Origin of the sequence: Pseudomonas sp. FP1740 (assembly GCF_030687165.1) — a bacterium.
GTDB lineage: Bacteria > Pseudomonadota > Gammaproteobacteria > Pseudomonadales > Pseudomonadaceae > Aquipseudomonas.
Genome location: NZ_CP117461.1, coordinates 1,653,198 through 1,675,586, shown reverse-complemented (window position 1 = coordinate 1,675,586; position 22,389 = coordinate 1,653,198). Strand labels below are relative to the sequence as shown.

The 22,389-nt window shown below is 52.0% G+C and carries 15 protein-coding genes and 1 pseudogene; 8 read left to right on the top strand and 8 right to left on the bottom strand.

The genetic code is table 11. From position 1 onward, the window contains the following. Positions 1 to 21: 21 nt before the first annotated feature. Both PSH69_RS07395 and PSH69_RS07390 read right to left on the bottom strand, forming a co-directional pair. Positions 22 to 1,728 carry a ShlB/FhaC/HecB family hemolysin secretion/activation protein gene (locus PSH69_RS07395; protein WP_305411548.1) on the bottom strand — a complete coding sequence of 569 codons (1,707 nt, stop codon included), beginning with the start codon at positions 1,726 to 1,728 and terminating at the stop codon, positions 22 to 24. A gap of 367 nt (positions 1,729 to 2,095) precedes the next feature. Continuing rightward, positions 2,096 to 3,442 carry a DEAD/DEAH box helicase gene (locus PSH69_RS07390; RefSeq protein ID WP_019580783.1) on the bottom strand — a complete coding sequence of 449 codons (1,347 nt, stop codon included), beginning with the start codon at positions 3,440 to 3,442 and terminating at the stop codon, positions 2,096 to 2,098. A gap of 193 nt (positions 3,443 to 3,635) precedes the next feature. Between PSH69_RS07390 and PSH69_RS07385 the strand changes: the two are divergent. Beyond that, positions 3,636 to 4,403: pseudogene (locus PSH69_RS07385) on the top strand (mechanosensitive ion channel family protein); the annotation flags it as partial. Between the two features lie 566 nt (positions 4,404 to 4,969). On the opposite strand, the gene gmtX reads toward PSH69_RS07385, so the two are convergent. Together gmtX and PSH69_RS07375 are read right to left on the bottom strand one after the other, a co-directional pair. After that, on the bottom strand, positions 4,970 to 5,569 hold the full coding sequence (gene gmtX / locus PSH69_RS07380; protein ID WP_305411547.1) for a gamma-mobile-trio protein GmtX: 600 nt from the start codon (positions 5,567 to 5,569) through the stop codon (positions 4,970 to 4,972). 83 nt (positions 5,570 to 5,652) lie between these two features. Beyond that, entirely contained in the window at positions 5,653 to 9,435 is a 3,783-nt protein-coding gene (locus tag PSH69_RS07375; RefSeq protein ID WP_305411546.1) for a VPA1269 family protein, read from the bottom strand. Positions 9,436 to 10,266: 831 nt separating this feature from the next. On the opposite strand from PSH69_RS07375, the gene PSH69_RS07370 reads away from it, so the two are divergent. The 4 genes from PSH69_RS07370 to PSH69_RS07355 all read left to right on the top strand — a co-directional run bounded on the left by PSH69_RS07370 (position 10,267) and on the right by PSH69_RS07355 (position 12,408). Next, on the top strand, positions 10,267 to 10,446 hold the full coding sequence (locus PSH69_RS07370) for a hypothetical protein (protein WP_305411545.1): 180 nt from the start codon (positions 10,267 to 10,269) through the stop codon (positions 10,444 to 10,446). Further along, positions 10,446 to 11,105: a hypothetical protein gene (locus PSH69_RS07365; protein WP_305411544.1), complete on the top strand. Its 660-nt coding sequence runs from the start codon at positions 10,446 to 10,448 to the stop codon at positions 11,103 to 11,105. The genes PSH69_RS07370 and PSH69_RS07365 overlap by 1 nt, the downstream gene beginning before the upstream one ends. A gap of 242 nt (positions 11,106 to 11,347) precedes the next feature. Next, on the top strand, positions 11,348 to 11,596 hold the full coding sequence (locus tag PSH69_RS07360) for a hypothetical protein (RefSeq protein WP_305411543.1): 249 nt from the start codon (positions 11,348 to 11,350) through the stop codon (positions 11,594 to 11,596). Next, entirely contained in the window at positions 11,593 to 12,408 is an 816-nt protein-coding gene (locus tag PSH69_RS07355; RefSeq protein ID WP_305411542.1) for a hypothetical protein, read from the top strand. The genes PSH69_RS07360 and PSH69_RS07355 overlap by 4 nt, the downstream gene beginning before the upstream one ends. Positions 12,409 to 12,866: 458 nt before the next feature. On the opposite strand, the gene PSH69_RS07350 is transcribed toward PSH69_RS07355, so the two are convergent. Together PSH69_RS07350 and PSH69_RS07345 are read right to left on the bottom strand one after the other, a co-directional pair. Further along, positions 12,867 to 14,477: a hypothetical protein gene (locus PSH69_RS07350; RefSeq protein WP_305411541.1), complete on the bottom strand. Its 1,611-nt coding sequence runs from the start codon at positions 14,475 to 14,477 to the stop codon at positions 12,867 to 12,869. Between the two features lie 737 nt (positions 14,478 to 15,214). Further along, positions 15,215 to 16,135, bottom strand: a complete 921-nt coding sequence (locus tag PSH69_RS07345) for a tetratricopeptide repeat protein (protein ID WP_305411540.1) — start codon at positions 16,133 to 16,135, stop codon at positions 15,215 to 15,217. A 411-nt stretch (positions 16,136 to 16,546) separates the two neighbouring features. Here PSH69_RS07345 and PSH69_RS07340 point away from each other — a divergent pair, with 411 nt between their 5' ends. Genes PSH69_RS07340 through PSH69_RS07335 form a run of 3 tightly spaced genes read left to right on the top strand, consistent with a single transcriptional unit; the run spans position 16,547 to position 19,142 of the window. Then, positions 16,547 to 17,305, top strand: coding sequence for an ABC-three component system protein (locus PSH69_RS07340; protein ID WP_305411539.1), 759 nt, complete (start codon positions 16,547 to 16,549; stop codon positions 17,303 to 17,305). After that, positions 17,215 to 17,523 carry an ABC-three component system middle component 7 gene (locus tag PSH69_RS30225; protein ID WP_370695233.1) on the top strand — a complete coding sequence of 103 codons (309 nt, stop codon included), beginning with the start codon at positions 17,215 to 17,217 and terminating at the stop codon, positions 17,521 to 17,523. Before PSH69_RS07340 ends, PSH69_RS30225 begins: the two co-directional genes overlap by 91 nt. Next, on the top strand, positions 17,517 to 19,142 hold the full coding sequence (locus PSH69_RS07335) for a DUF2326 domain-containing protein (RefSeq protein WP_305411538.1): 1,626 nt from the start codon (positions 17,517 to 17,519) through the stop codon (positions 19,140 to 19,142). Before PSH69_RS30225 ends, PSH69_RS07335 begins: the two co-directional genes overlap by 7 nt. Before the next feature lie 182 nt (positions 19,143 to 19,324). Here the strand turns inward: PSH69_RS07335 and PSH69_RS07330 are convergent, their stop codons facing one another. Both PSH69_RS07330 and PSH69_RS07325 read right to left on the bottom strand, forming a co-directional pair. Then, positions 19,325 to 21,844 carry a UvrD-helicase domain-containing protein gene (locus tag PSH69_RS07330; protein ID WP_305411537.1) on the bottom strand — a complete coding sequence of 840 codons (2,520 nt, stop codon included), beginning with the start codon at positions 21,842 to 21,844 and terminating at the stop codon, positions 19,325 to 19,327. A 203-nt stretch (positions 21,845 to 22,047) separates the two neighbouring features. Continuing rightward, complete coding sequence (locus tag PSH69_RS07325) at positions 22,048 to 22,356, bottom strand: helix-turn-helix domain-containing protein (RefSeq protein WP_305411536.1); 309 nt, start codon at positions 22,354 to 22,356, stop codon at positions 22,048 to 22,050. Positions 22,357 to 22,389 lie beyond the last annotated feature (33 nt).

Here is a 22,389-nt window from a genome sequence, read left to right as displayed (position 1 = left end):
AGTGTTCTCGAAGAGGCGTAATTAGAGGAAGAAATCCACGCGGAAGTAGATCGGCGCTTCGCGCTCGGTCAGCACGTCAGGGCGTTCCAGGGAATGGGCAAAAGTCACGCTGGCGGCCACATGCTGACCCCGGGCAAACAACTCCACGGAATCGCTGGACATGCGCCCGTGCTGATCGCCGTTATAGCGGTCGCCACGGATCACACCCTGGTCGTAACCGAGGCTGGTGCCGTATTCGGCGAACACCGGGCGCAGCCATTCCAGGGTGACCGGGCGGCTCCAGCGCAGGTCGTTGCGCCAGTAGCCGCCGCTGTCGCCGGACAAGGACTGGTCCTTGTAACCACGGATCGAAGACAGCCCTCCGAGGCTGGTGCGTTGCGGGCTGAACAGCACGTCTTCACTGCGCTGGCCGGTCATCAGGCTGCTGAAACTGAAGGACTCGCCCCACAGCTTGAACGGCTGCAGATAACTCGCGGTGGCGGTGTATTTGCGGTAACGCGCGTTCGGCTCGCCGGGGCCCGGATCGCCGTTACCCTGGGCGTCGAACGCGCCGATGCCTTGTTGCATGCCCAGGTCGAGGTTGACGAAGGCTCTGCCGACCCGCCGACCGTGGTTGATGCCGAACTGCGCTTCGCTGATGCGGTTGCTGCTCAGCTTGAGCTTGCTGTCTTCGATGAAGTTGTTGGTGCGCAGGTACGACAGGCCGGTGCTGAGCGAGGTCTTGCTCAGGGCGTCGCGATGGATCACCCGCTCGGCGCGCAACTGATGGTTTTCGCTGTCGCCGGTCTGCTTGAAATTGAAACCGTTGGCCTGCGCTTGCGAGCGGTACTCGCTCTGGCTGTAGGTGTAACTGAAGTTCCACCAGCCCCACGGCACGCTGTAATTGAGCAGCGCGTTGTTGGAGGTGTGCTGGTGATCGCTCACCGCATCATGACCGCCGCGCAGCATCAACTGATCGGCCAGGCCCAGCGGGCTGTCCCAGTCAAACGTCGTGCCCCACTGCTGCTCGCCGGTGCTGCGCTGGCCGTCGTTACTGCGCGACAACCCGACACGCCACGGCTTCTGCGGGGTGTTCTTGACCAGCACCTCGCTGCCACCGACGTTCTTGCCCGGGGACAACTCCATCTGCGCCTGATTCGACGGCAAGCGGTTGAGCTGATCCACCATCTGCTCGATTTCCCGCAGATTGACCAGCTCCCCGCTCCTGCCGGGAAAAGCCATCCCCAGTTCGCGCTCCGACAGCTGGCTGCCCTCCGCGCCCTTCAACCCTTCGAGCCGGCCCTCGACCACCAGCACCTTCAGATGCCCGCCGGACAAATCCTGCTGCGGCAAGTAGGCACGGCTGGTGACCAGGCCTTTTTCGATGTAGTGATCGGTGATGACTTTCAGCAACTCGTTGAGCTGTGTAACGCCCAGGCACTGGCCGATGTAAGGCTTGAGCAGGCGATTTTTCTCGCCGTCCGAAAGACTGTCGGCGCCTTTGAGCTCGATGTCCTTGATGGGGAAACAACGGGCGTCGGCCGGGGCCGTCGCGGGCGCGGGTTGGGCTGCCTTGCCGGGTAATTCCTTGAGCTCCTCGAGACGCCGACGCTGCTCGTCGAGCAAGCGATCCTGACGTTCGCGGATCAGATCGGTTTCACCGGGGGTGGGGGCAGCGTGAGCAAGATTCAGCGGAGAAAGGCACAGCAAAGCCAGGCACAACCTCGCCACGAGGGCGGGTGGATACATGTTCGATCCCTCGAATGGAGAGTGATAGCACAATAGTGGCGCGATATTAGATGGCCACTATTTTGACGTCAATGAATGGATTCATTCGAGGAGGTTAAGGGATGACTTGTAATGGCTAAATCGGGCGCTTCCGATGAGAGCGCAGGACGTTTCCTGATGTGGTGTAGAAAAATGCTCACAACACCAAGGCGCTGTAGTCCGCAGAGAAAAAAGCCGAGAGCTAAACAGCAAGATCAAAAGATCGTCCGATCGCGGCCCGAGCCTTCGGCAGCTCCGGGATGAACGCCAATTCCGTGCAGGAGCTCCGATCTTTTGACGTAAAAAAACCCGGACACTGTCCGGGTTTTTATTGGATCGCTACGACGCTTTATTCAGCCGCCGGCGCTTCCGGCTTACGGCGTTTCAATGGCGCCATGCCGTCCTTACTGACCAGCGACAGGGCGTCGGTCTTCGGGCGGTTGGCGATTTTGCGCTTGGTCGGGGCCTTGGCGCCGGTTTTCTTCTTGTCGCCCTTGGCGTCGACCTTTTTCTTCTTCACACCAACGGCTTTGCCCGAGGCCTTGACCTTTTTCGGTCCGCCGTAGGTGCCTTTGACTTCCTTGATGGTGCGGCGCTCGAAGCTCTGCTTGAGGTAGCGCTCGATGCTCGACATCAGGTTCCAGTCGCCGTGGCAGATCAGCGAGATAGCCAGGCCATCGTTGCCGGCGCGGCCGGTGCGACCGATGCGGTGAACGTATTCGTCGCCGCTGCGCGGCATGTCGAAGTTGATCACCAGGTCCAGGCCGTCCACGTCCAGGCCACGGGCAGCGACGTCAGTGGCCACGAGGATTTTCACCCCGCCCTGCTTCAGGCGGTCGATGGCCAGTTTGCGGTCTTTCTGGTCCTTCTCGCCGTGCAGCACGAACGCTTTGTATTCCTGTGCCACCAGGCGGCCGTAGATACGGTCGGCCATGGCCCGGGTGTTGGTGAAGACGATGGCTTTCTGGTAGGTCTCGTTGGCCAGCAGCCAGTTCACGATCTGTTCTTTGTGCTGGTTGTGGTCAGCGGTGATGATTTGCTGACGGGTGGTTTCGTTCAGCTGGCTGACCGCGTTGAGCTGCAAGTGCTCAGGGTTGTTCAGGACCTTGGCGATCATCTCGCGCAGGCCCGATCCGCCGGTGGTGGCGGAGAACAGCATGGTCTGCTGGCGGTTGGTGCACTCGTCCACCAGACGCTGCACGTCTTCGGCAAAACCCATGTCGAGCATGCGGTCGGCTTCGTCGAGCACCAGCACTTCGACTTCCTTGAGGTCGAGGTTGCCGGCGTTCAGTTGCTCGATCATCCGGCCCGGCGTACCGATCAGGATGTCCGGCACCTTGCGCAGCATGGCGGCCTGGACCTTGAAGTCTTCACCACCGGTGATCAGGCCGGACTTGATGAAAGTGAACTGCGCGAAGCGCTCGACTTCCTTGATGGTTTGCTGGGCCAGCTCACGGGTCGGCAGCAGGATCAGGGTCTTGATGCTGACGCGGACTTTGGCCGGGCCGATCAAGCGGTTGAGGATCGGCAAAACGAAGGCGGCGGTTTTGCCGCTGCCGGTTTGCGCTGTCACCCGCAGGTCACGCCCTTGGAGCGCCAGCGGAATAGCCGCTGCTTGCACAGGCGTTGGCTCGACAAATTTAAGCTCGGCCACGGCTTTGAGCAGGCGTTCGTGCAGGGCGAATTGGGAAAACACGGGTGCTACCTCGAAGAAATACAAAAAAACAGCTGCATAGGGTAACGGTTTCGAGCGCGAAGGCCGAGTTTCTTTATACAAACGGCTGCAAACAGTGGCTTTTTTGTTGCCTGATTTGTCTCAAAACGTCATCCGCAACCTCTTAAATGCTCTAATCGCCCCGTCGCGCCCTACAGAAGAAGCGTTTTCACCCATGGATATCAAACAGCTCTGGCTCAACGCCCAAGACCTTTGGGGTGCCCTTGATCAGCACCCGCTCCTGCATTCCACACTCGCGCTGATGTTGCTGCTGGTGGTGGCGCTGGTGCTCGGACGAGTGGCGCGTTACCTCATTCTTCATGCGACCAAAATGCTCGGCCGTCAGCCGGCGTTGCACTGGGTCAACGATTTTCGCCACAACAAAGTGTTTCATCGCCTGGCGCAAATGACGCCATCGCTGGTGATCCAGTTCGGCCTGCACCTGGTGCCGGAGTTGGGCAAGACAAGCATGAACTTCCTCGGCAACGTGGCGCTGGCGTTCACCATTCTGTTCCTGGTGCTGGCCATCAGCGCGTTGCTCAATGCCCTGCTGGACATCTACGCCCGCACCGAACACGCCCGCACCCGCTCGATCAAGGGCTACGTGCAACTGACGAAAATGGTGTTGTTCGTGTTCGGCGCGATCATCATCGTCGCCACATTGATCGACCGTTCGCCGCTGTTGCTGCTGTCGGGTCTGGGCGCCATGTCAGCGGTAATTCTGTTGGTCTACAAGGACACCCTGTTGTCATTCGTCGCCAGCGTGCAACTGACCAGCAACGACATGCTGCGGGTCGGCGACTGGATCGAGATGCCGCAAGTCGGTGCCGACGGTGACGTGGTGGACATCACTTTGCACACGGTCAAGGTGCAGAATTTCGACAAGACAATTGTGTCGATCCCGACCTGGCGCCTGATGTCCGAGTCGTTCAAGAACTTTAGACAGGCACCGCACTTCCCATACTATCAACCCTTAACCCCCCGCCATTCCTAGCCTCCGTGATAGTAGTCATACTCGCTATTCCATACTATTTTCCCCGCCTCATAGTTTCCCTCCCCCCAAGTCATCCATACCCAAGTGCACATCAACTGCTTCGGCGAACACCATCGGTTCATCTTGAAAGTGATCCTTGCGACCTATCTTGAACCGCTCCCAAGCGACTCAACCTCCGCCTAAAACCCCCTTCCAAGATGACCCGGAAAGGCATCCGCCCCACCTCGATTCCGGCTGGAGATGGAGTCATAACAGAGAGACGCCTAGGAGACAGGCCACAAAATTAGAACGAACGGAAGCAACCCAAAGCGGGCGCTCGATCAAGAGGGATACGTTCGTGGACGATGTGAAGGAAGGAGAGCTATCCCATCGAGCCAAGGGACTGACACCCTTCGAAACCTTACGATGGGTACTGGAACGGAAGAAAGGGAGCTAACCATCGCCCCCTCTTACAAACACCCCCCAAAAAGCAAAAAACCCGAAAAGCCCAAAAACCCAAAAGCCAAGCTTTGCACTCAAAGAACCTTCAGCACCTTCTCAAGCGCTTGAACCGTGTAGGGTTTGAAGACCGCTCTCCCGTTAGGATCTACGACATCACCGACCTTGCCACGCTCCATTTTCCAGTCACTCAGAAAGTCATCTGATCGCAGGTACTCCAGGGCGCGGCGCTCAAGGTTGCTGAGCTTCACATCTGCGGCGACCCCAGAGCTCCGATCATCGACGCGGATGACACTGCCAGGAGGGATAATTTCTCTGATGATTCGCTGCGCCTCGGCCAGTTCCGCGAGTTTGCTCTGAACCAACAAGCGAATCCGGACATCCTGGATCTCCTCTGCCCAGGCATCACCCCCCCGAGGCTTAGGTGGTCGCTTGCGGGTTCCTTTTGCCGAAGCGAAACACTTGATGAGCGCCTGGTAAACTTCCCCTGTTTTGTTGGCAATACTTTGAGCCTTGGGCACCCCGCGTTCTGCGCCTAAGCGCGCGACTGTGGCGTATCGAAGATCTGTTCCTTCCGACCCCACGATCTCCTTGCAAACCTCGTAGATCGCCTTGAGCGAAGACTGCTTCTTGGGGTGCTTCTCACAAAGATGAGTGAGCATTTCTTGCGGGGTCATTCATCGATCCTTTACTAGCGAATCACACGGCAACCTTTTAGAGCCAAGAGGGCTAACACAGAGCCCTCCAGCATCACTTGGTGTCAGGCAACGGCGTACTCAGCGTCTTCAGCAAGCTCATATTCCTGACGCCCAAAACGACCTTCGTGGCCAATGCTCGGGGTGCTCATCAGCTTCTCAAACTCAAGCTTGGTGATCTTTTCGGAGGCATCAAGGTCTTCCAGGAGCAGGTCGCCGCTAGCAAGTTGGTTGACGCGATCCCAGTTCTGCAAACGCTTGAAGAAGAACTCCGTCACTTGGTTACCAAGCTCCAGTTGCTCCTGCTCGGTCAGCTCAAACATTCTGGGTTTGATACCGTTGATAGCGGCCACACGATCAATAATTTGCGACCGACGCGGCGTCGCCAAAACTGCCGAAGCGGATTGGTAGATAGTGGCGTTTACACACACTTCATGAAGCTGCTGGAAGAGCGAGGTTTCGTGGTATTGAATTTCCAGATCGCTCTTGTCAGTTGCGATCAACTGCAGCCCTCTCTGGCCTTCGTCACCCTCTTCTGTGCTCTCTTGGGAGGATTGTTGCTTGAGCACCGCGCGGGAATCCTCGACGAGTTTGGTGATCGCATGCATGTCACACAGATACATATCGATCTTGGTCGCCACGCCTTCCATTTCTGAATGCAGCTTACGGTTGGCCGCTTCGCAGTGAAGGCGCTCACGCTCATCGAATGTCTTTCCTGTGGTTTCACATTCGGCTTCCAGATAGTCCAACTGCTGAATACGTGAGCGATTCTTCTCTTTGCGTGAGTCCAGCTCGCTGTACTTGTCCCACAGCAGGTTGACGTTCAGGCTGATCTCGTTCCACAGGGCAACCATGCCTCCCAGGAAGACCGGGCCGCTGACAAAATGCCTGCAGCGCGGACAGTTCTGTATCCCGAGGTATCCAGATGGAGCAGGCGACCAGTAACTAGAGCCATAGTGCTCGCCACCATCAGCGCATCGTGAACCTGCGTAAGGGCAGATGCCGTAGTCACGAAGCAACTGAGTTCCCGTCTGACCGGAAAGAATGGCCGCCAGGGCTTCTTCACTATTGGCAACCAGTTGGGAGTGAAGTTGATCAATCCGGTTCTGCTCGAACATCAGCTGCATGTCATGAGCTTTGTTCAACAAAGCCCGTTTCTCGCCTTCGGCCATTTGGAACCGCATACTGGCGGTGCCGATCTTCGTGTAGTAAACACTCATCACCATCGATGAGTGCCCCGCAATTTTCATGATGATGGAGATCGGAATACCGAAACTCACCACATATGCCGTAATCAAGCTCACACGCATGCTGTGCGGGGTGAAGCGAGAAGAGTAAGCGCCAAGTGTCGATGGCCGACCGCCAGGCTCGATGGTCGCAAGCTCCAGACCTTTAGGCTGAGTATGGTAGAGCGCAGCGGCCAGACGAGTCGTCATGAGACCAGCAAAAATCGGAGGCTGACGCTCTCCAAAATCCCGGAAAAGAAAAGTCGCCGGCACTTTGCTCGCCAGTTTTTTCTTGCTAAGGCCACAGCGCTTGGAACACTCAACCCACGACGTTAGCCGGTTAACTGGGTTGTATTTGCGCTGCCAATCACGCAGCACAGTCAACCAATACGCAAGCTTGTCTGGAATCCATGGCACCGAGTAGCCAGCACCGTCATAGCTGGTCTTATTACTGGTGAAATACATACCCCAATCGTCTTCAAGTGAATGAGTAACGAAGCCCTGCTGTCGTCCCAACGTTGCTAGCGGACTCGGATTTTTCACCCAAACAAGTTGACCGTCATAAATTTCAGCAATGTACTCATCCGCCTCACCCGAATCGTTGTACATGATCTGCCGGCCACGAGCAGGCACTGAGACAAGCGCGTATACCGCCAACCAGTTAGCGGGGCACCAGATGAAATACTCCCCACCCGTCTTACGATAAATGCAGTTGGGATCAGTCGGGTCAATCAACTCCTCGGCAATCGGTTTGTAATCACCACTAAAACCATGAATGTTAACCAAATCCGACAGAGACTTGGCTCCCTCAGGGACAATCCAATTGCGGATCTCCTCGACAAAATGGTATGCAAGTACGGGCTTTACCGACTCAGACGGCGTTGCCTGAAAACCTTCATACTCGACTCCGGCGAAAGGGTTGATTGCTCCGGGGACACGATAAAGAAAACCTTCTTCATCCTCTTCGGTAAAATATCTTTTCAACGCGCTTTCAAGATATTCGTTGATCTCGAACCACGTACGTCGACCGTGGTGACTAGCACCTTGGGCGTCCAAGAACTCCTTGTATTTTTTGACATCAGCTTTCCCACATGTGAGAAACTCTTGAACAGTGCTGCCAAGATTGTTCGGCTCGATGTAATGACGTACAAACTTTGACAACGATACTTCCCGCTGTCCCTTTACTTCCAATCGATCCAAGTGAAGCTGGATATCGTCGGCCCAGGCTTTGGTGGTGCTAGAAAAGTATTCAAGGCGAGCCGGCAGCTCAGCCCCAAAAAAATCATACGTATTGATCCATTCCTTGTAGTCTTTCTCTGGAGTATAAGTCATGCGAGGGTCGTTCAACTTTCGCCAGAGCTTTTGATAGTCACGCATGTACCTACATCCGTGCAGGCGAACGATTTCCTTTAACTCTTCAAATGAGTAAGGCGTCGGTAACCCACAAAGATCTGGCCAGCCCTGCCAATCAGAGTTAAAGAGCACATCAGGTTCGACAGGAAGAACTGAATAGCTTAAGCATGCAGTTCGATAGTCATCCTCATTTTTCACCTTGAGAACCTGAGCCGCCAGTTTTACATCATCGAGGGTTTCATAGACATCCGGCAGCAGGAATACTTCGTACCCAGGAAAGTTCTGAAATTTCTTTCTGGGACATGAGGGCAGTCGAGTATCAACACGGGAGCGCTTACGATAATCGCTCGGGCCACTGAATCGATATGGCAAGGCTACCTCTCGCGCCTCCTGCCAAGTAGTGCAAGCGTAGGATTTCGCACCTGCCATAGCACGGATCCAGCCATCCCACTCTTCAACATAGATGTTTTGAGGGCAAGCCGGCATCTTCGGATCCAGGTGATACTCTGCGTTATACTGTCGCTGAGTTTTAATAGCTGCCCGTTTAACTGCCTCTTTGAACTCTGCATAGGTAGCGTAAAACCCTCTTTGCGCAGGGGCCAACAGCTCTGCCAAGTTCATTTTCAGGTAATCAACCCATCCTTTCCATTCTTTTGGATAAACCCTACTGGGAGATGCTGGGAGTCGCGGGTCAACTCTTCTACCTCGCCCATAGGCATCTCTAGTTTTGAAACCGCGACGCACGGCGGCAGCGGAGGCCTCTGCATATGTTTCGTAAGGAGGCTGCTCCTTTCCGAGGAAAACATCAAAGTTTACCGGGAAATTTTGATAGACCGCTTGGGGGGCAGCAGGAAGACGAGGATCCTCAAAACGCCGTTTTTTGTAATCCACTGAGTCTTTAATTTTAAGAGCAAGACAAGAAGCCTTGCACTCTTTCAAGGTTTTATAAGGCTCTGGCAGATTAAAAAAGTCAAACCAACCACGCCACTCATCTGCATAGTGAACATCTGGAAACTTCGGCAAATTATGATGAAGTTTCTGAAGTTCGTTATATTGCCCCTTCAGAGTAATTCCATTCTCGACAACTAATGCGCGAGCATCTTCATAACTCAGAAACTCAACAGACACAAGCAATGGACGGTTCGCCACTCCCGCCTTTCGTGTTGTAGATCGCCTCTTACTTTGTTCACTACGCGCAACCCCCGGAGCCATACCATGAGGGTCTTTATTTGCCTCTTTTGGGTGAGAGGAAACTTTTTTCGTTTTCATAGATTCCACTGCAATCGTCTGGATTCTTTAAACGCTACAACAACTCTTCGAATTGTGGAACCCCACCCTGCATTGAGCAATTTCAATATATCCAATATTCGAGCGCTATATAGAGACCAATATTCGATTTAAAAACAAATTGACCCAACCAAACTTTTTTTAAATTTAACTAGCCAATTTTGAAAAGTAAGGGTAACCGCAGATCAAAACGTCGCAGATTTCACGTACGAAGCGCCGCTTTTAAAATTGACCGGCAATAAACAGTTAAATCGAAGGCCATCCAAATGCAGGCGAGATCATTTTCAATTTTGAATTGGGATAGATTTCTGAAATATTTTGTTACAAATACACATCATCTACTCCGTTTTGGCCGGCCTAGCTGAGCAAGCCCATCCTGGATTTCAAGCCGTCCCCCTCTGCGGGCACAGAATGGGGAAGACTCACCTGACTCATGGGCGGGGCTTGCCGATGCTGGCTCAACGTAGAACCACTTCAGAACCGATCAACGAGACTGTGCTTATTTGATCGGAGCTTCCCTAAACCCTAACCAGCGGAAACACTGCGGAAAACTGAACGGCCAAGGGCAATGACGAGGTGTCAGGTTTGACAGCCAATGTTTCCTCCTATCATGGTGGCGCTGAGGTGCTCTGCTAGCAAAGTCACGCCCCCCCACCCGCCTAACAAACATAGCTGTTGATTTTCTCCCACCGAACCGGCATATCTGCTAGTGCGCGCGGCCTACAACAGCACCTGCGGCATGTGGACGAAGCCAGAAGCGCCTGTGCTCAGTCTGGAGTACTGGTGTATACTGGCGAGGTTAAAGGAGGGCTTATGACAGGATTATTCAAGGCTTTACGTTCGAACACCAAAGGCGACTTCACTTCCAAAGTGTTGGATCGCTACAGCTCGAAAAAGGCTGTGAGTACCTTTGCGCGCGACCTTTTCCGCTCCGAGGATGCTGCTTCCATCAACGAGCGCTTCGCCAAGGCCAAGCGTAACGTTTCGGCATAGTGGGCAGCCAAGGGCAAACGAGCAACCCGCCGCCCTCCCCCTCTTCAAGTGATTCGGCTTCCCAGCACGAGGCCGAGTACAACATTGTCTACCAGCAACTGGTCGCTAACGAGAACGATATCGTTGGCCAGTTGGCGTACTGTCTGTACAAGCAAAGCAAGCAGAAATATCTCCGGGAGTTTCTGCGATTGAACCACAGGCGGCCTACTGACTCAGAGCTACGTATCCACGTGAATTGCGCGGAGCTGCCTGCGCTCAACGACTACCGGGAGAAGGCTACCCAGGTAGTTTCCGAGGTGCTGGCGCAGGCAGCGCAGGAAAAACAAGAAGAACTCGAAGAACACTTCAAGAAGCAGCTGTGGCGCTTCATCAATAGGCATCAGCCAGAATCGTTTGTAGAGCGCGGCTGGCGCTGGCTAAAAGGCTTGATGTATGGGGGTGCTGGCGGTGTTGTCGGCAACTTCCTAACTACCGTCGTAGTCCTGCTCATCCTCTTCGGTGCAGCCTCAAGCTCTACACGAGACGAATTTACAAACAGCGCTAAAGAGAGCTTCGTTTCGGGGCTTGCCCAGGTGATCGGGGTGGGGGTAACCATCAGTCGCACGGACGAACCCAAGTCACCTGACACACCTGCTTCTGCGCCAACACAACCACAGTGAAGGACAACCCCACCCGGCGGTTGTGCTCAACCGTCGACGAACAACTCCATCTCAAAGCCCCCCTACGCTGTAGCGATCTAAGGCCAGCAATTTACTTACCACCTTTACGCATGTGTTACTTCACGCGCTGATAATCCAAGCAAACGAGTATTCGACACCAATGCTGGCATATTGATACCATTGCAAACGCATGGAGATGTAGACCACGTCTCAGCAAATTGTATTACTCGGGTGGAAATCAAATGGATTTACAAGCGTTAAAGTCTTACATCGAAAAAGCTTTTGATTTTGTCGGATGGCACCCCACCGATAAACAACTCCAAGAAATCGCCAGACGGATTAGGACGACTCAGCCCCTAACGCAACAGGCGTTAGCCCAAATCATTGAAGACGTCAGCCCACACCACACAGTCTGGGCACTAGAAGGCATAGATAATACAGATCTAGATACTCTTTTATTGATGGCCACTAAGGCTTCCCAGCCAAAATGACTAATGAGATTGAAGTTTCGAGAATTGAAGCCAAGGTCGCCGAACTCAAGGAAGCATACATTAATTACATCGAACCTCTGGCGCATGAGGTTCGGAAAAATAATACGACTCTTGAGGCCAGTCAATATACAACTTGCCAGCGCCTTGGAAATGCCTATTTCAATGCACTTGAGAATTTCGTAGCCAACAGCGGTTTGCTTAGTGCCCACCTGAATGGAAAATGGGTAACCAACCTGGCAGAAACGTGCCATACAGCATTGGTGAGCTATTACACTCACATCACGTTCTTGCGAAGCCATTCTGATTGTTTAGGAGACGCTTATACAGAACCGGATAAGCACGCCATGGCAGGCATGCAAAGAATGGTGAAGGAATATTTAGAACCTGAAACCTTTGAAGCTCTATTCAAAAAATTCAGTGATGCGAAACTACCGATACAGGGGTTTACCGTGAAAGCGCACGAAGACGTAAAGAAAATATCAACAGCACAGCTTATTTCATGCACGGTGCTGGGGGTAGTAATAATGGCTATCTCAATCGGCCTAAGCCTGTATGCTCCCAACCCAACTCCGTATCAAACCTTCGTATTCCGAACTGTGTTGGCAGTTGGACTATCAATGCTCATTGCAGGCGTACCTGGCTTTATAAATGTCAAATTTAAAGCCTCAGGACTTGGACAATACTTCAAGGCCGTCGCCGGAGGTGCGATTGCAGTCTTTTTAGTTATCTATTTAGTCAACCCCGCAGAACTGGCGCCGAGTGCACCCCCGTCGACGGTTCAACCACCGAGTTCGACTGCTCCGAATAGCTAAATAAAAATATTATATCTCCCTGGTTACATGAAGCAATGCCAGGGAGACTTCTAAAATCCAGTCGAATTAATTTTTAAGGACTTTCTCTCGGAATGAGCAACCACAACCTCGCCCACTCATTAAAGATGAAATTTGGCTTAGCACCTGGCGAGCCAACAGACGCTCAACTTGCGTGTATTCAAAGAGACATCCAACGGATCATAGACCAAGGCGAACGCCCGACACGCTCAGACTGGGAAAGTGCGGTTTACCGTCACTGCAGAACAGCAGGCTCCTGCAGCTATTCGGGGATAGACAACTCCGACTTAAATACCCTACTGACCATGGCGACATTAAAACCATCACGGCAGTGAGACGGTCTCACCACTCGACCGCCAACCCTCCCTGAGACGACAGCTGCCATTCAGAGCTTGATCAGGCCTCCACTGGGGAGGGCGAGCCGACAAAAACCAGGCGATTTAAGCGTTAAACGCCTCGACAGCCGCTCTGGCTTGCAAGGGAAGGCATTCAACGGTGCCTGCATGACGCCCGATCAAAGAAAGCAATTGGGCGTATTCTCTGCCGGTACTACATGAATGCACCAATAGATTTTGCTGAGCGATCCCTGTCGCATCGTACAGTAACTCGGCATGCACCTCCCCAGCGCTACGCAATATTACTCGCCACATGAAACGCGGGAGATCCGCATACAGAGATTTCTGAGGATCCATCCCAATAATCACGTATTCGTTACGCACAGAAGTTTTATAGTCATTAACCGAAGTTAAAAAGATATCCCATTCTGCACGGTCAAGCAGATTGGCGAGCTCGCTTCGAGAACGAATTGTTTCCAATGCGAAATCCAGAGCCTTCATGGCATTATGGATGAGCGCAAAAGGGATTCTTATCTTGTGGTACAACGGCAGGAGGACAAAATCGGGGACAGCAAAGGTGAGCGGCGACCACGAAGTTTTCAAACCAATAGATGTCTGCTCTAGCTGCATCTGATAGGGGGTCGGCATACGACTCCACTCCATACGAGCAAATGGGCCAATCTGGTCGTCATGAACATACAACTTATCAATCTTGGCGGCTCGCAACCTGAATCCATTGCCCGCCTGCGCATCCTCCTCAAGCAGTCCGTCCTCACCTCCCAATATAGTATTCGCCGCTACCACCGATTCTTCATCTCGCAAGGAAAAGCCAGTGATAGCAACCGCATGGGCTCCTATGTATTTTTCTTGGCCAGAATCGTAACTAGTTATATGACAAGCCAACAGCAATGGAATTTTTCCACGCAAATAGGCATAAACAACGCTGTTAAGACTGTAGCTTGAACCTGCTCTCACGGCGAAAGGGTCGAGATCGACCTGCTTGATTGCATGTGCCATTTGTTTAGCCGAGAGGCCAGAATTGGGAAAGGCCCGCGCCCCTGTAGACAACAGGTTTTCGGGCATGACCTCATTCGCCCAATCGGTAATTTCAACCGGTGCCGGAATTGAATGCTGGAACAACTTACCCGTCCCGTGAAAACAAGTCCAAAGGGCGCTCGTCGCGCACGCAGCAACCACAGTATCCTGCTCCTGGTACGCCAAGCTCATGACTTCCAGTTCGATACCAAATAAATTTACCGGATATGCACGTAGGCTTGGAAATACGCGACGACCGCCATCCGCGCCATAAGTCGCCAGACAAGTGCGACCAATGATCGTCATAGGTAAAGGTCTTACTACGATAAAACCGAGGTAAGCAGTTTTTAGATCCGCTTCGAGGAGATTACCAGGGTTGTTAACAATTAGTTTCTGCAGATCTTTGCGGCCAAATTTCTTATTGAAGAAATGCAGCCGCTTTGTCCGCCGAGAATAATCACTAAAACAACGATCATAATAAGCTGCATAATCTTGAAGATAATCTCTATCGACGTATGCGTGCTCTACAACAATCGTTTGTGCATTTATTTCTTCGAAATACTGTTCGAGGTAATTCCTGTGCCGCTTACCTTGAATAGTTTCCAGCGTGGTAAATTTTGAGGCACTCATTAAACAATGGAGAAAATTCGCCGAGTCATACTTCCAAAGATCAAAATGCAAAACCCACCGTCCATGTGCCTATAACTATATGGTACTAAGAGGTCTGTCGAGAGACTCGCGAGAAACTATGCAGTATCGGTCATATTCGGCATTCGAACGCGCCGCTGCTTCCAGGGCGGCACGAATGGCTTGTTGCGCCTCAGAAGAGCCAACCCAGCGAACAACAGAATCCGGTAGGGCCCGGGGAGCACTATGCGAATTAATAGCCGCTTTAGATTTTGATGAAATCGTCATGATGCACCTACATCTACCCCAAGTTACACATTACCACTCATACGGCAATAACGGCAATATCAAATTGACACCAATACTGCCTCACTTCTTCACAACGGGATGCGAAAAATTTGCTGAGGGGAGCTTCTTGGGCACTTTTAACGGTCTGCTTCAGTAGGCTGCTCAACTGGTCAAAAGCTATAAGGGGTTGGCTACAAAAATACGAGCACTCTGCGCCATCAATCAATTTTTCCAACGACAGTTTTTTGCCCCCTCCCTCAACCTCTATCCAGTATTAACGCCAGTGCACATGGCGGCCCTTCTCCGTCACGAAGACCTGATTTCTCTCTTAGGGCGCCAGCTCCCCCCCCTTGGAAATATGTAATTTCAACCGGTGGCCGCTTTGCTTACAAACATCATCAGTCGCGGAGGCCATGCCTCCTTAAAGCAGAGCCTGATCATCCGTGGCGTGCGTACCGTTCTTAGCCATTTCGGAAGTAATCTATGATTGCCTTCGACCGGAATTACAACGACCCTTCACGCTGCTGCGCCAAGGGAACACAACGCTTCTTGAGCTCCTCGTCGATTCGCAGCTTTTCAAGCAGATCCGGTGCCTGATGGATCGCTCGATTGAAGTAATCCACCCCCTCACTCACGCGGGTTGCTGAACACAGGATCTTCGATACGTTGATAACAACGGTCAACTGATCACTGTGCTGGGTCGGTCGCAAACCAATAGCTGTCTTGATGCTTTGGAGTGCGGTCTCAGTCCGACCTACTCGCATCTCGGCATAGGCCTTGTAATTCCAAACCATCGGATCAACCGGCGTCTTGATTGATGCCAACTCAAAACTGGCGCGCGCCTGCTCAAAATCACCTTTGGAAACATACGCCTTGCCTAGTGCGACATAGTCAGGTGCGACTGTTGGCGTTGGGCTTGCGGTCTCCACTGTCGGCTTTGGAATGCTGTCTCGAATGAGCTTCGCCCGGTGCAAAATGTCGCTTGCCTCCACTGGTGGCCATAGCGCCTTGACCAGGGCTGTCACCTTCGCTTCAGACTCTGGAGCTGTGGACGAGATCAGCTCAAGATTGTCTTGAAGGAATTTAGCTTTGGTCGCCTCTTTGCTCATTTGAAGCTCGCTGCGTTTTATCAGCAACTCCTCACCTCGCTGTTGAAGCTCCAACGGGTTTGTCGCCTGAGCAGAATTGGACGAAGATGGTTTGAGTGTAAAAGCAAATGCACCAATGCACGCGACCACCAGAGCGATGAAGAGTTTGCCCCACTCAAGCACCAGGTTTCGATCCGCAATAGATACTTTCCTGTCCTCAAGCACCAAGCTGCGATCCGCCTGCGAAACTCGTTTGTGTTCAAGCACAAGTCTTTCGCGCTCAATACCCATTTTCTGTACTTCGATGTCCAATTTACCGTCATCTGGCGGAATCACGTCACGCAGACCTCATGTCAATGCTCAAACCACCCGAAACCGGCGACGACAGCCTGGCTCAGTACGTCAAGAAAACTCGAATATGCCCAGCAATACGCCTACACGTGTCTTCCCTATGGAATCTAGAAATCCCTTGGCGGTCACGCTCGGTCAATATAAGGCGAAATGCCATCTTTGGGCATCAAGTGAGTTCATCCAGGGCTCTAGTTCTGGCTTGCCACATAGGGCAGCGTTCCGCCAAGCCACCAACCACACAGTGACTGCTGTTTTGCGTTGCGACGTTGGCCATGCATGGCTTTGCCCCCCCCCGTACCGCTACTGACGACGCCAGACAGGCACTTCTGACGACGACCTCATTACGCTATCATCCGCTCAGCTTATTTTGCTCGCCTCGCTCTCAAGGAACAGAGCATGTCCTCGAACAAACGCAAGAGCTTCTCCGAAAACATCAATATTATGTTGGTAGGTGAAGTTTCGGCCAAGTGCCCTAAATGTCGAAAACCGCTGATGTATGAGAAAGCGAGGACATCAAACAAAAGGTTTGAACTTGCGCATATCTATCCGCTTAATCCTAAGCCAAAAGAACTAGAGCTTCTCAAAGATGAGTTCAGACTTCACGAAAACGTCGATCACCCGGACAACCTTATAGCGCTCTGTATTCTTTGCCATACTGAATTCGACAACCCAAGGACAGCCGAAGGTTATAGGGAGATGGTCGCGCTCAAACAATCAATCATGGAACGTAACCGTCAATCCAAGCTAATGGATGAATATGCGATTGAGAACGAGATTGCAAAAATCATTGATGCCTTGGAACACGTCTCCGATGAGGACATTGAGCTCAGTCTTGAGCCAAAAGAGTTAAGCGCAAAAATCAATGACACCATGACCCGCCTGACCAAGAACCGTATCAAGGAAAATGTGAGCAATTACTTTTCCTTCGTCCGGAGGAAATTGCAGCTCGTCGAGGCAGAATCGCCTGACTCATCGACGATGATCTCTCTTCAGGTCAAAACGTACTACCTGCTGCAGAAAAAGCAAACCCAGAACCAGCAAGTAATTTTCAAAAACATCGTGGAATGGATACGCCATCGTTCAGGATCTCAGTCGGACGAAGCCTCGGAAATCATCGCATCCTTCTTCATTCAAAATTGCGAGATCTTCGAATGATCACGCCAAATAAATTCATATCGTTCGCAGAATCTTCCCTAGGCCATGCGGAAAAAGTGTACGCCGCCGTAGAACAACCAATATCCCTTGGAGAGCTTTACAAGAAAACCTCTGCGAGTATTGGTTCGATAGAGCTGTTCCTCTACGCCATAGAGATTTTGCACCTGAGCAATGCTCTCCATGTAAACCTTACGACAGGGATTGTTTCAAGATGCTGATCTACATCGAGTGCGATTGGTTCACCGAAAAACGCATCACTTTCAAAGAGAAGCTCAATATTGTCGTAGGAGACCGTGCGAACTCCAACTCGATCGGAAAGTCGACTCTTCTGAAAATCATCGACTTCATCTATGGAGGAGATACGCTTATAACGCACGGAAAAGACGTTCCTGAAACATTGGGGCATCATAGCTACATCTTCAAGCTTCGCCTGGATAAAGAGTACATCTTCGAAAGAAATACTGGCACCCCAACTCTGCTGCATGTTCATGGAGACGATGGCTCTACAAGGGAGATGGGTACCACTGAGTATCTGGAATTCCTGAAGCTTCATTACACCAACGAAATCGAAGATCTGAGCTTTAGATCCATCGTGTCCTTGGTGACGCGCGTTTGGGGACGAGACAACCTCGATGTCAGGAAGCCGCTTCACAATTTCAGTCAGGAGAGTGGATCTCAGTGCATCGAGTGGCTGATCAAGGTCTTTAAGCAGTTCGGCCCACTGGAAGACCTGTCGATCCGTCAGACCAATTTGCTTACTGAGCAAAAATCACTTAACGCCGCCGCAAAACAGAGCATCATCCCGAAGATTACCAAACCCAAATACAACAAGAATCAGGAAGACATCGCAAACCACGAGGCTCGCCTAGATAATATTAGGAAGGAGATCTCCAGCCTGGCCATGTCGATCAACGAACTGATTGATGAAGCAGTACTGGAACAGAAAACACAAAAAAACCAGCTGCTCGAAATAAAGATGTCCCTCGCAAGCGAGCTTGAGCGAGTCAAAGCCAATCTTGAGAACAACAAGAATATTTCCAAGCGAAGTTTCCAACCCTTGCTTGAAATTATCCCCTCTCTCAACCTAGAGAAGCTGGATACTATCGAGTCATTTCACAACGGCCTGACTCGCATTCTTCGAAAAGAGATCAAAGCTAAAGAACAAGAACTAACCGAGCAATTAAGTCTGATCGATACTCAGATTGCAGAATGCAATGCAGCCATCGCAAAAGCCTTAAAGAATTCGGGCAACCCAGCGTTCATCGTAGACTCAGTAATTGACATTTCCCTGGAATTATCCAAGCTTTCCAAAGAGAACGAACTCTACGATAAATTTATCGAACTAAAGAAAGACGCCAAAGAACTTAGAGACAAACTCAAAGAACTAAAATCCGGCATACTTCAAAAAATAGAAGACAACTTAAACACGGACATTGCAGGCCTAGTCAACTTCATTTACGGCGAATTGCGAGCCTCACCAAAACTTGAGCTCATGCCGGAGAAATATAGCTATGAAATACCCAAGGATACGGGCACTGGCAAAGCCTATTCAAACCTCATATTGCTCGATACGTCGCTACTTAGGCACACGACCATTCCATTCTTGGTTCATGACTCTATCTTATTCAAAAATGTCGAGAACAAAGCGATTGAGAACGTCCTACACGTGTATCAGTCTTTGAGGCAGCAAAGCTTTATTTCGCTTGATGGTGAGATCGTAGAGTCTAAGTCAGCAAAGTTACTTGTTGAATCATGCGCCGTAGTGTACTTGAACGCTGATAAACTTCTTTATACGAAGGATTGGCGCGCCCAAGAAAATAAGGTGCAAGCAGAGTAGCTCGAAAACAGTCTGTTGCATCAGAGTGGTAGTAGCCCTGTGCTGCTACCACGGGTTATTCCTCGGGCGCGTCTAGTTGTCGACCAAAGGCCTTGGCTTCATTTTGTAGTAGACCATCCAGAGTTCATCGACACGCGTCGTGAAGCTCTGGACGGTCTACTACCGCTGGAGCCTCGCTCTATCTACCGGTACCGCCTAGAACCGACGCGCTGGCCGACGGTTTTCTTACCGTATTCATTTTTCGTCTGGGCCGTAGACGACGGAAGGACATCCCAGCAGTCCAAGGACTTGTCCACGTGCCGACTTGCTTTTTCGTACGCACGGACTTTGCCTTCCTTACGATCAACGTACCAGTAGCAATAGGTTATTGCTCGGGTGATGGCCACGTAAGCAGTGCGCAAAGCTTCACTTCGTTGAGAGGTGTCGAAGCCGCAAGGGTCATCTCCCCCCATCTTGGCCTGCCTGAAAATGTCGTTTTTGAATGGCGAGGACGTGGTCATCTCGCAGTCGCCCAGTAAGAATACGGCATCCGCTTGAAGGCCCTTCGAAGCATGGTACGTCAGTAGCTTCAGGTCACCCTCCCTACCGTCCTTTTCTGCCTGACTGATGAGGCTGGCCAGGTTCTTCTCGACGACCTCTTTGGTACGCCCAACCCGATAGAGTACCAAGATGGAACGACCTGCTTCGTAATGCGCTTGCGCTGTTTCGCGCAGGTGGATGTAGCTCAAATCGCGCATCTGAACGGGAACCTTGTTACCGATCACCTGAGGGTTGGCCGCTTTACCCTTCTTGTTCTTAAAGCCTCCTGTTCGCTTCACAATGGCCTCTGCCGCATCGATGACCCACTGATGAGAGCGATGGTTTTCCTGCATAAATACACGCGTCGACGGAGGCGCCACAAAGTGGCTATCGAACTCCATGAAGAACTGCGGCGAGCTGCCTCGCCATCCATAGATACTTTGCCAGTCATCCCCCACGGCCATCAGCGAAGCGTAAGCTGGAGGCCCATCTGTTTGAACCGGCAAATTCCTACGCTCGATCTCGGCAAAAGTTGCCCTGACCCAGGAGATGGTATTTGCACCGACGTCTTGGAATTCGTCGATAAGTAATGTCGACATCGGCTGTAGGACGCCATCGGGAACCGCCTGCAGGTTTTTCGCGCCCCGTTCACTGAACATCGAAAACATCTTGTTGAAGGTCAGCACTGGGGGGCTCATCACCCTAAGCTTTTCATCCAGTGCCACCCAGTAGCGGCCAAGAGCTTTAAAGAATGCGCGGTCGGGATCATCCTCCGTGAGTTCCATAGCCTTGATCGCCGGAATCACATCCAACCCCAAGTTCTCGATAAAGGAAGCCGCCGAGTAAAACGCCTCCAGAATGTACTGGGATGAAATCTCTCCGGTTATCTTGTACCGGAATTTCGGACAGGCATTTGCCAGGTTCATGATCGCATCGACAGATGCGCCGGCATCGGTGTAGCTGCTCAGGAAGATCACAGGCTTCGAACAAAAAGCCTGAAACAGGATGCGCTTATCGGCTACATCCAAAGTGAGGTAAGGCCAGCGCTCAGGCTCAATCTTCAAGTCGCGAGGTTCGTCCTTATCCACACCGAGAATGACGTAAGCACCCAACTCGGGAATGAAACCGTTGGAGTGGAACGTCTGACCGAGCAGTGTGATCTTTTCACGTGACGGAACTACCCCCGCTATCGGCCAGCGGCCAGCTGACTTCCACAGCCCTTCCAGCCTGAAACACAACGCGTCGTCGATTTGTTCCATCTGCACGACCTTGTCCTGTCGCGCCTTCACATCAGCGCTTTGCGCGTCCAAGTGCTCCAAGTAGATGGCTCGGCGTGCCAGCTCGGCAATGAGGTCTTTGAAAATTGGGTCGCTGTCGTACAAATCCTGATAGCACTCATTCATCAGGGTGAGCTGCTCAGGTTTGAGCTTCACTTGGAACATGGAGCCAGACTTTTCTTCCTCGTCGTTTTTTAAGTCCAGGAATTCGAAGGCTTGCGCTTTCTCCAAACCAGGAATGCTGCGCGTGAAAGACAATATTCGAGAGTGGAAGGTACGCACGATGTCGAGGGACTCTTCCTTCGAGAGTTCGTAGCCCCACTGTTTGAAGACCTTGCGCACCTTGCCGGCGAAATCCAGTTTGGATTCTTTGGTGAAGGTAATGACAGTAAGGCTTTCAAGCTTAATACCGAGGTAATGGTGGAGGACGAGGAGGCGTAACACCATCGTCGTTGACTTGCCGCTCCCAGCACCAGCTACCACGGAGGTTGTCGGCGTTTTAGACAGGATCATCTTCCACTGATCTTCGGACGGCTTATCCTTCAACAACCGGGCGAAATCATCCCGGATCTCGTCTTCCAACTCAGGGGTGATCGGGAATGTCCAATTCTTGAAAAATGCCGGCGGTTTTACTCCGGGCTCCCCCGGTACTGGAATTGGCCCGGGTTGCAGCTCAACGATCAGTTTTCCGTCTTCGAGCCCCCTCTTGTGGCCCTTGTCATAGCCCAGCAAATATCCTTCATCGTGACCGGACTTATGGCCCACACGCCAGGCTGATGCCTGCTGAATTCCCCAGCGATCGAGAAGCTTGTCGAACAGCCTCAGCACGAAGCCTTTAGATAGGTGAGGGTCAACTGCTTCCGAACGCGCAGCCGGGTTAAAACGATGATCAGTATTTACGTCCACTGAAGATAAAGCTCCTGTACGCCGGGCCGGGCCTCTCTAGCTGGGGGCACTCGGAGGCTCCGAAATTAGGAAGCCTACCATCAGGAGAGTAAATTCCTACAGTCAAGATGCTTAGCTCGTCAGCTCAGCCGGTGTCCGAAGGTTGGCGGCCGTCGTAAGCTATATCCGGATAGCCTTTACCACGGTATAGGACTCCATAGCCTTCAGCTTTGGAAGGCCAGTCGCTCCACTAGATCAATCACATCCTTGCGATCCTTCCGTTTCAACAAATGAAAGCACTGCAGCAAATGTGCAGTCTCATCGTCCTCACAGTAAAAGTACGCTGCTGGCAGATTCAGGACAGCAGCAATCTGCTGCACGATGCCCTCCCCTGGTTGGTGAACACCTTTCTCATACTGATTCATCCGAGCTGAGGCAGATGCTGGCTCAATTCCGGCTTCTATCCCCAAACGCTCTTGGGAAAAACCTCTCACCTTGCGCGCCTCTTTCAAACGTTTACTGAACGTCGTCATTTCTCTCGCCGCAAAAGGCTAAGAGATTCTTAG

Excerpts from the sequence above, each read along its gene's own strand:
- PSH69_RS07395 (WP_305411548.1), bottom strand. The coding sequence starts at position 1,728 with ATGTATCCACCCGCCCTCGTGGCGAGGTTGTGCCTGGCTTTGCTGTGC.
- gmtX (WP_305411547.1), bottom strand. The coding sequence starts at position 5,569 with ATGACCCCGCAAGAAATGCTCACTCATCTTTGTGAGAAGCACCCCAAG.
- PSH69_RS07375 (WP_305411546.1), bottom strand. The coding sequence starts at position 9,435 with ATGAAAACGAAAAAAGTTTCCTCTCACCCAAAAGAGGCAAATAAAGAC.
- PSH69_RS07370 (WP_305411545.1), top strand. The coding sequence starts at position 10,267 with ATGACAGGATTATTCAAGGCTTTACGTTCGAACACCAAAGGCGACTTC.
- PSH69_RS07360 (WP_305411543.1), top strand. The coding sequence starts at position 11,348 with ATGGATTTACAAGCGTTAAAGTCTTACATCGAAAAAGCTTTTGATTTT.
- PSH69_RS07355 (WP_305411542.1), top strand. The coding sequence starts at position 11,593 with ATGACTAATGAGATTGAAGTTTCGAGAATTGAAGCCAAGGTCGCCGAA.
- PSH69_RS07340 (WP_305411539.1), top strand. The coding sequence starts at position 16,547 with ATGTCCTCGAACAAACGCAAGAGCTTCTCCGAAAACATCAATATTATG.
- PSH69_RS30225 (WP_370695233.1), top strand. The coding sequence starts at position 17,215 with ATGGATACGCCATCGTTCAGGATCTCAGTCGGACGAAGCCTCGGAAAT.
- PSH69_RS07335 (WP_305411538.1), top strand. The coding sequence starts at position 17,517 with ATGCTGATCTACATCGAGTGCGATTGGTTCACCGAAAAACGCATCACT.
- PSH69_RS07325 (WP_305411536.1), bottom strand. The coding sequence starts at position 22,356 with ATGACGACGTTCAGTAAACGTTTGAAAGAGGCGCGCAAGGTGAGAGGT.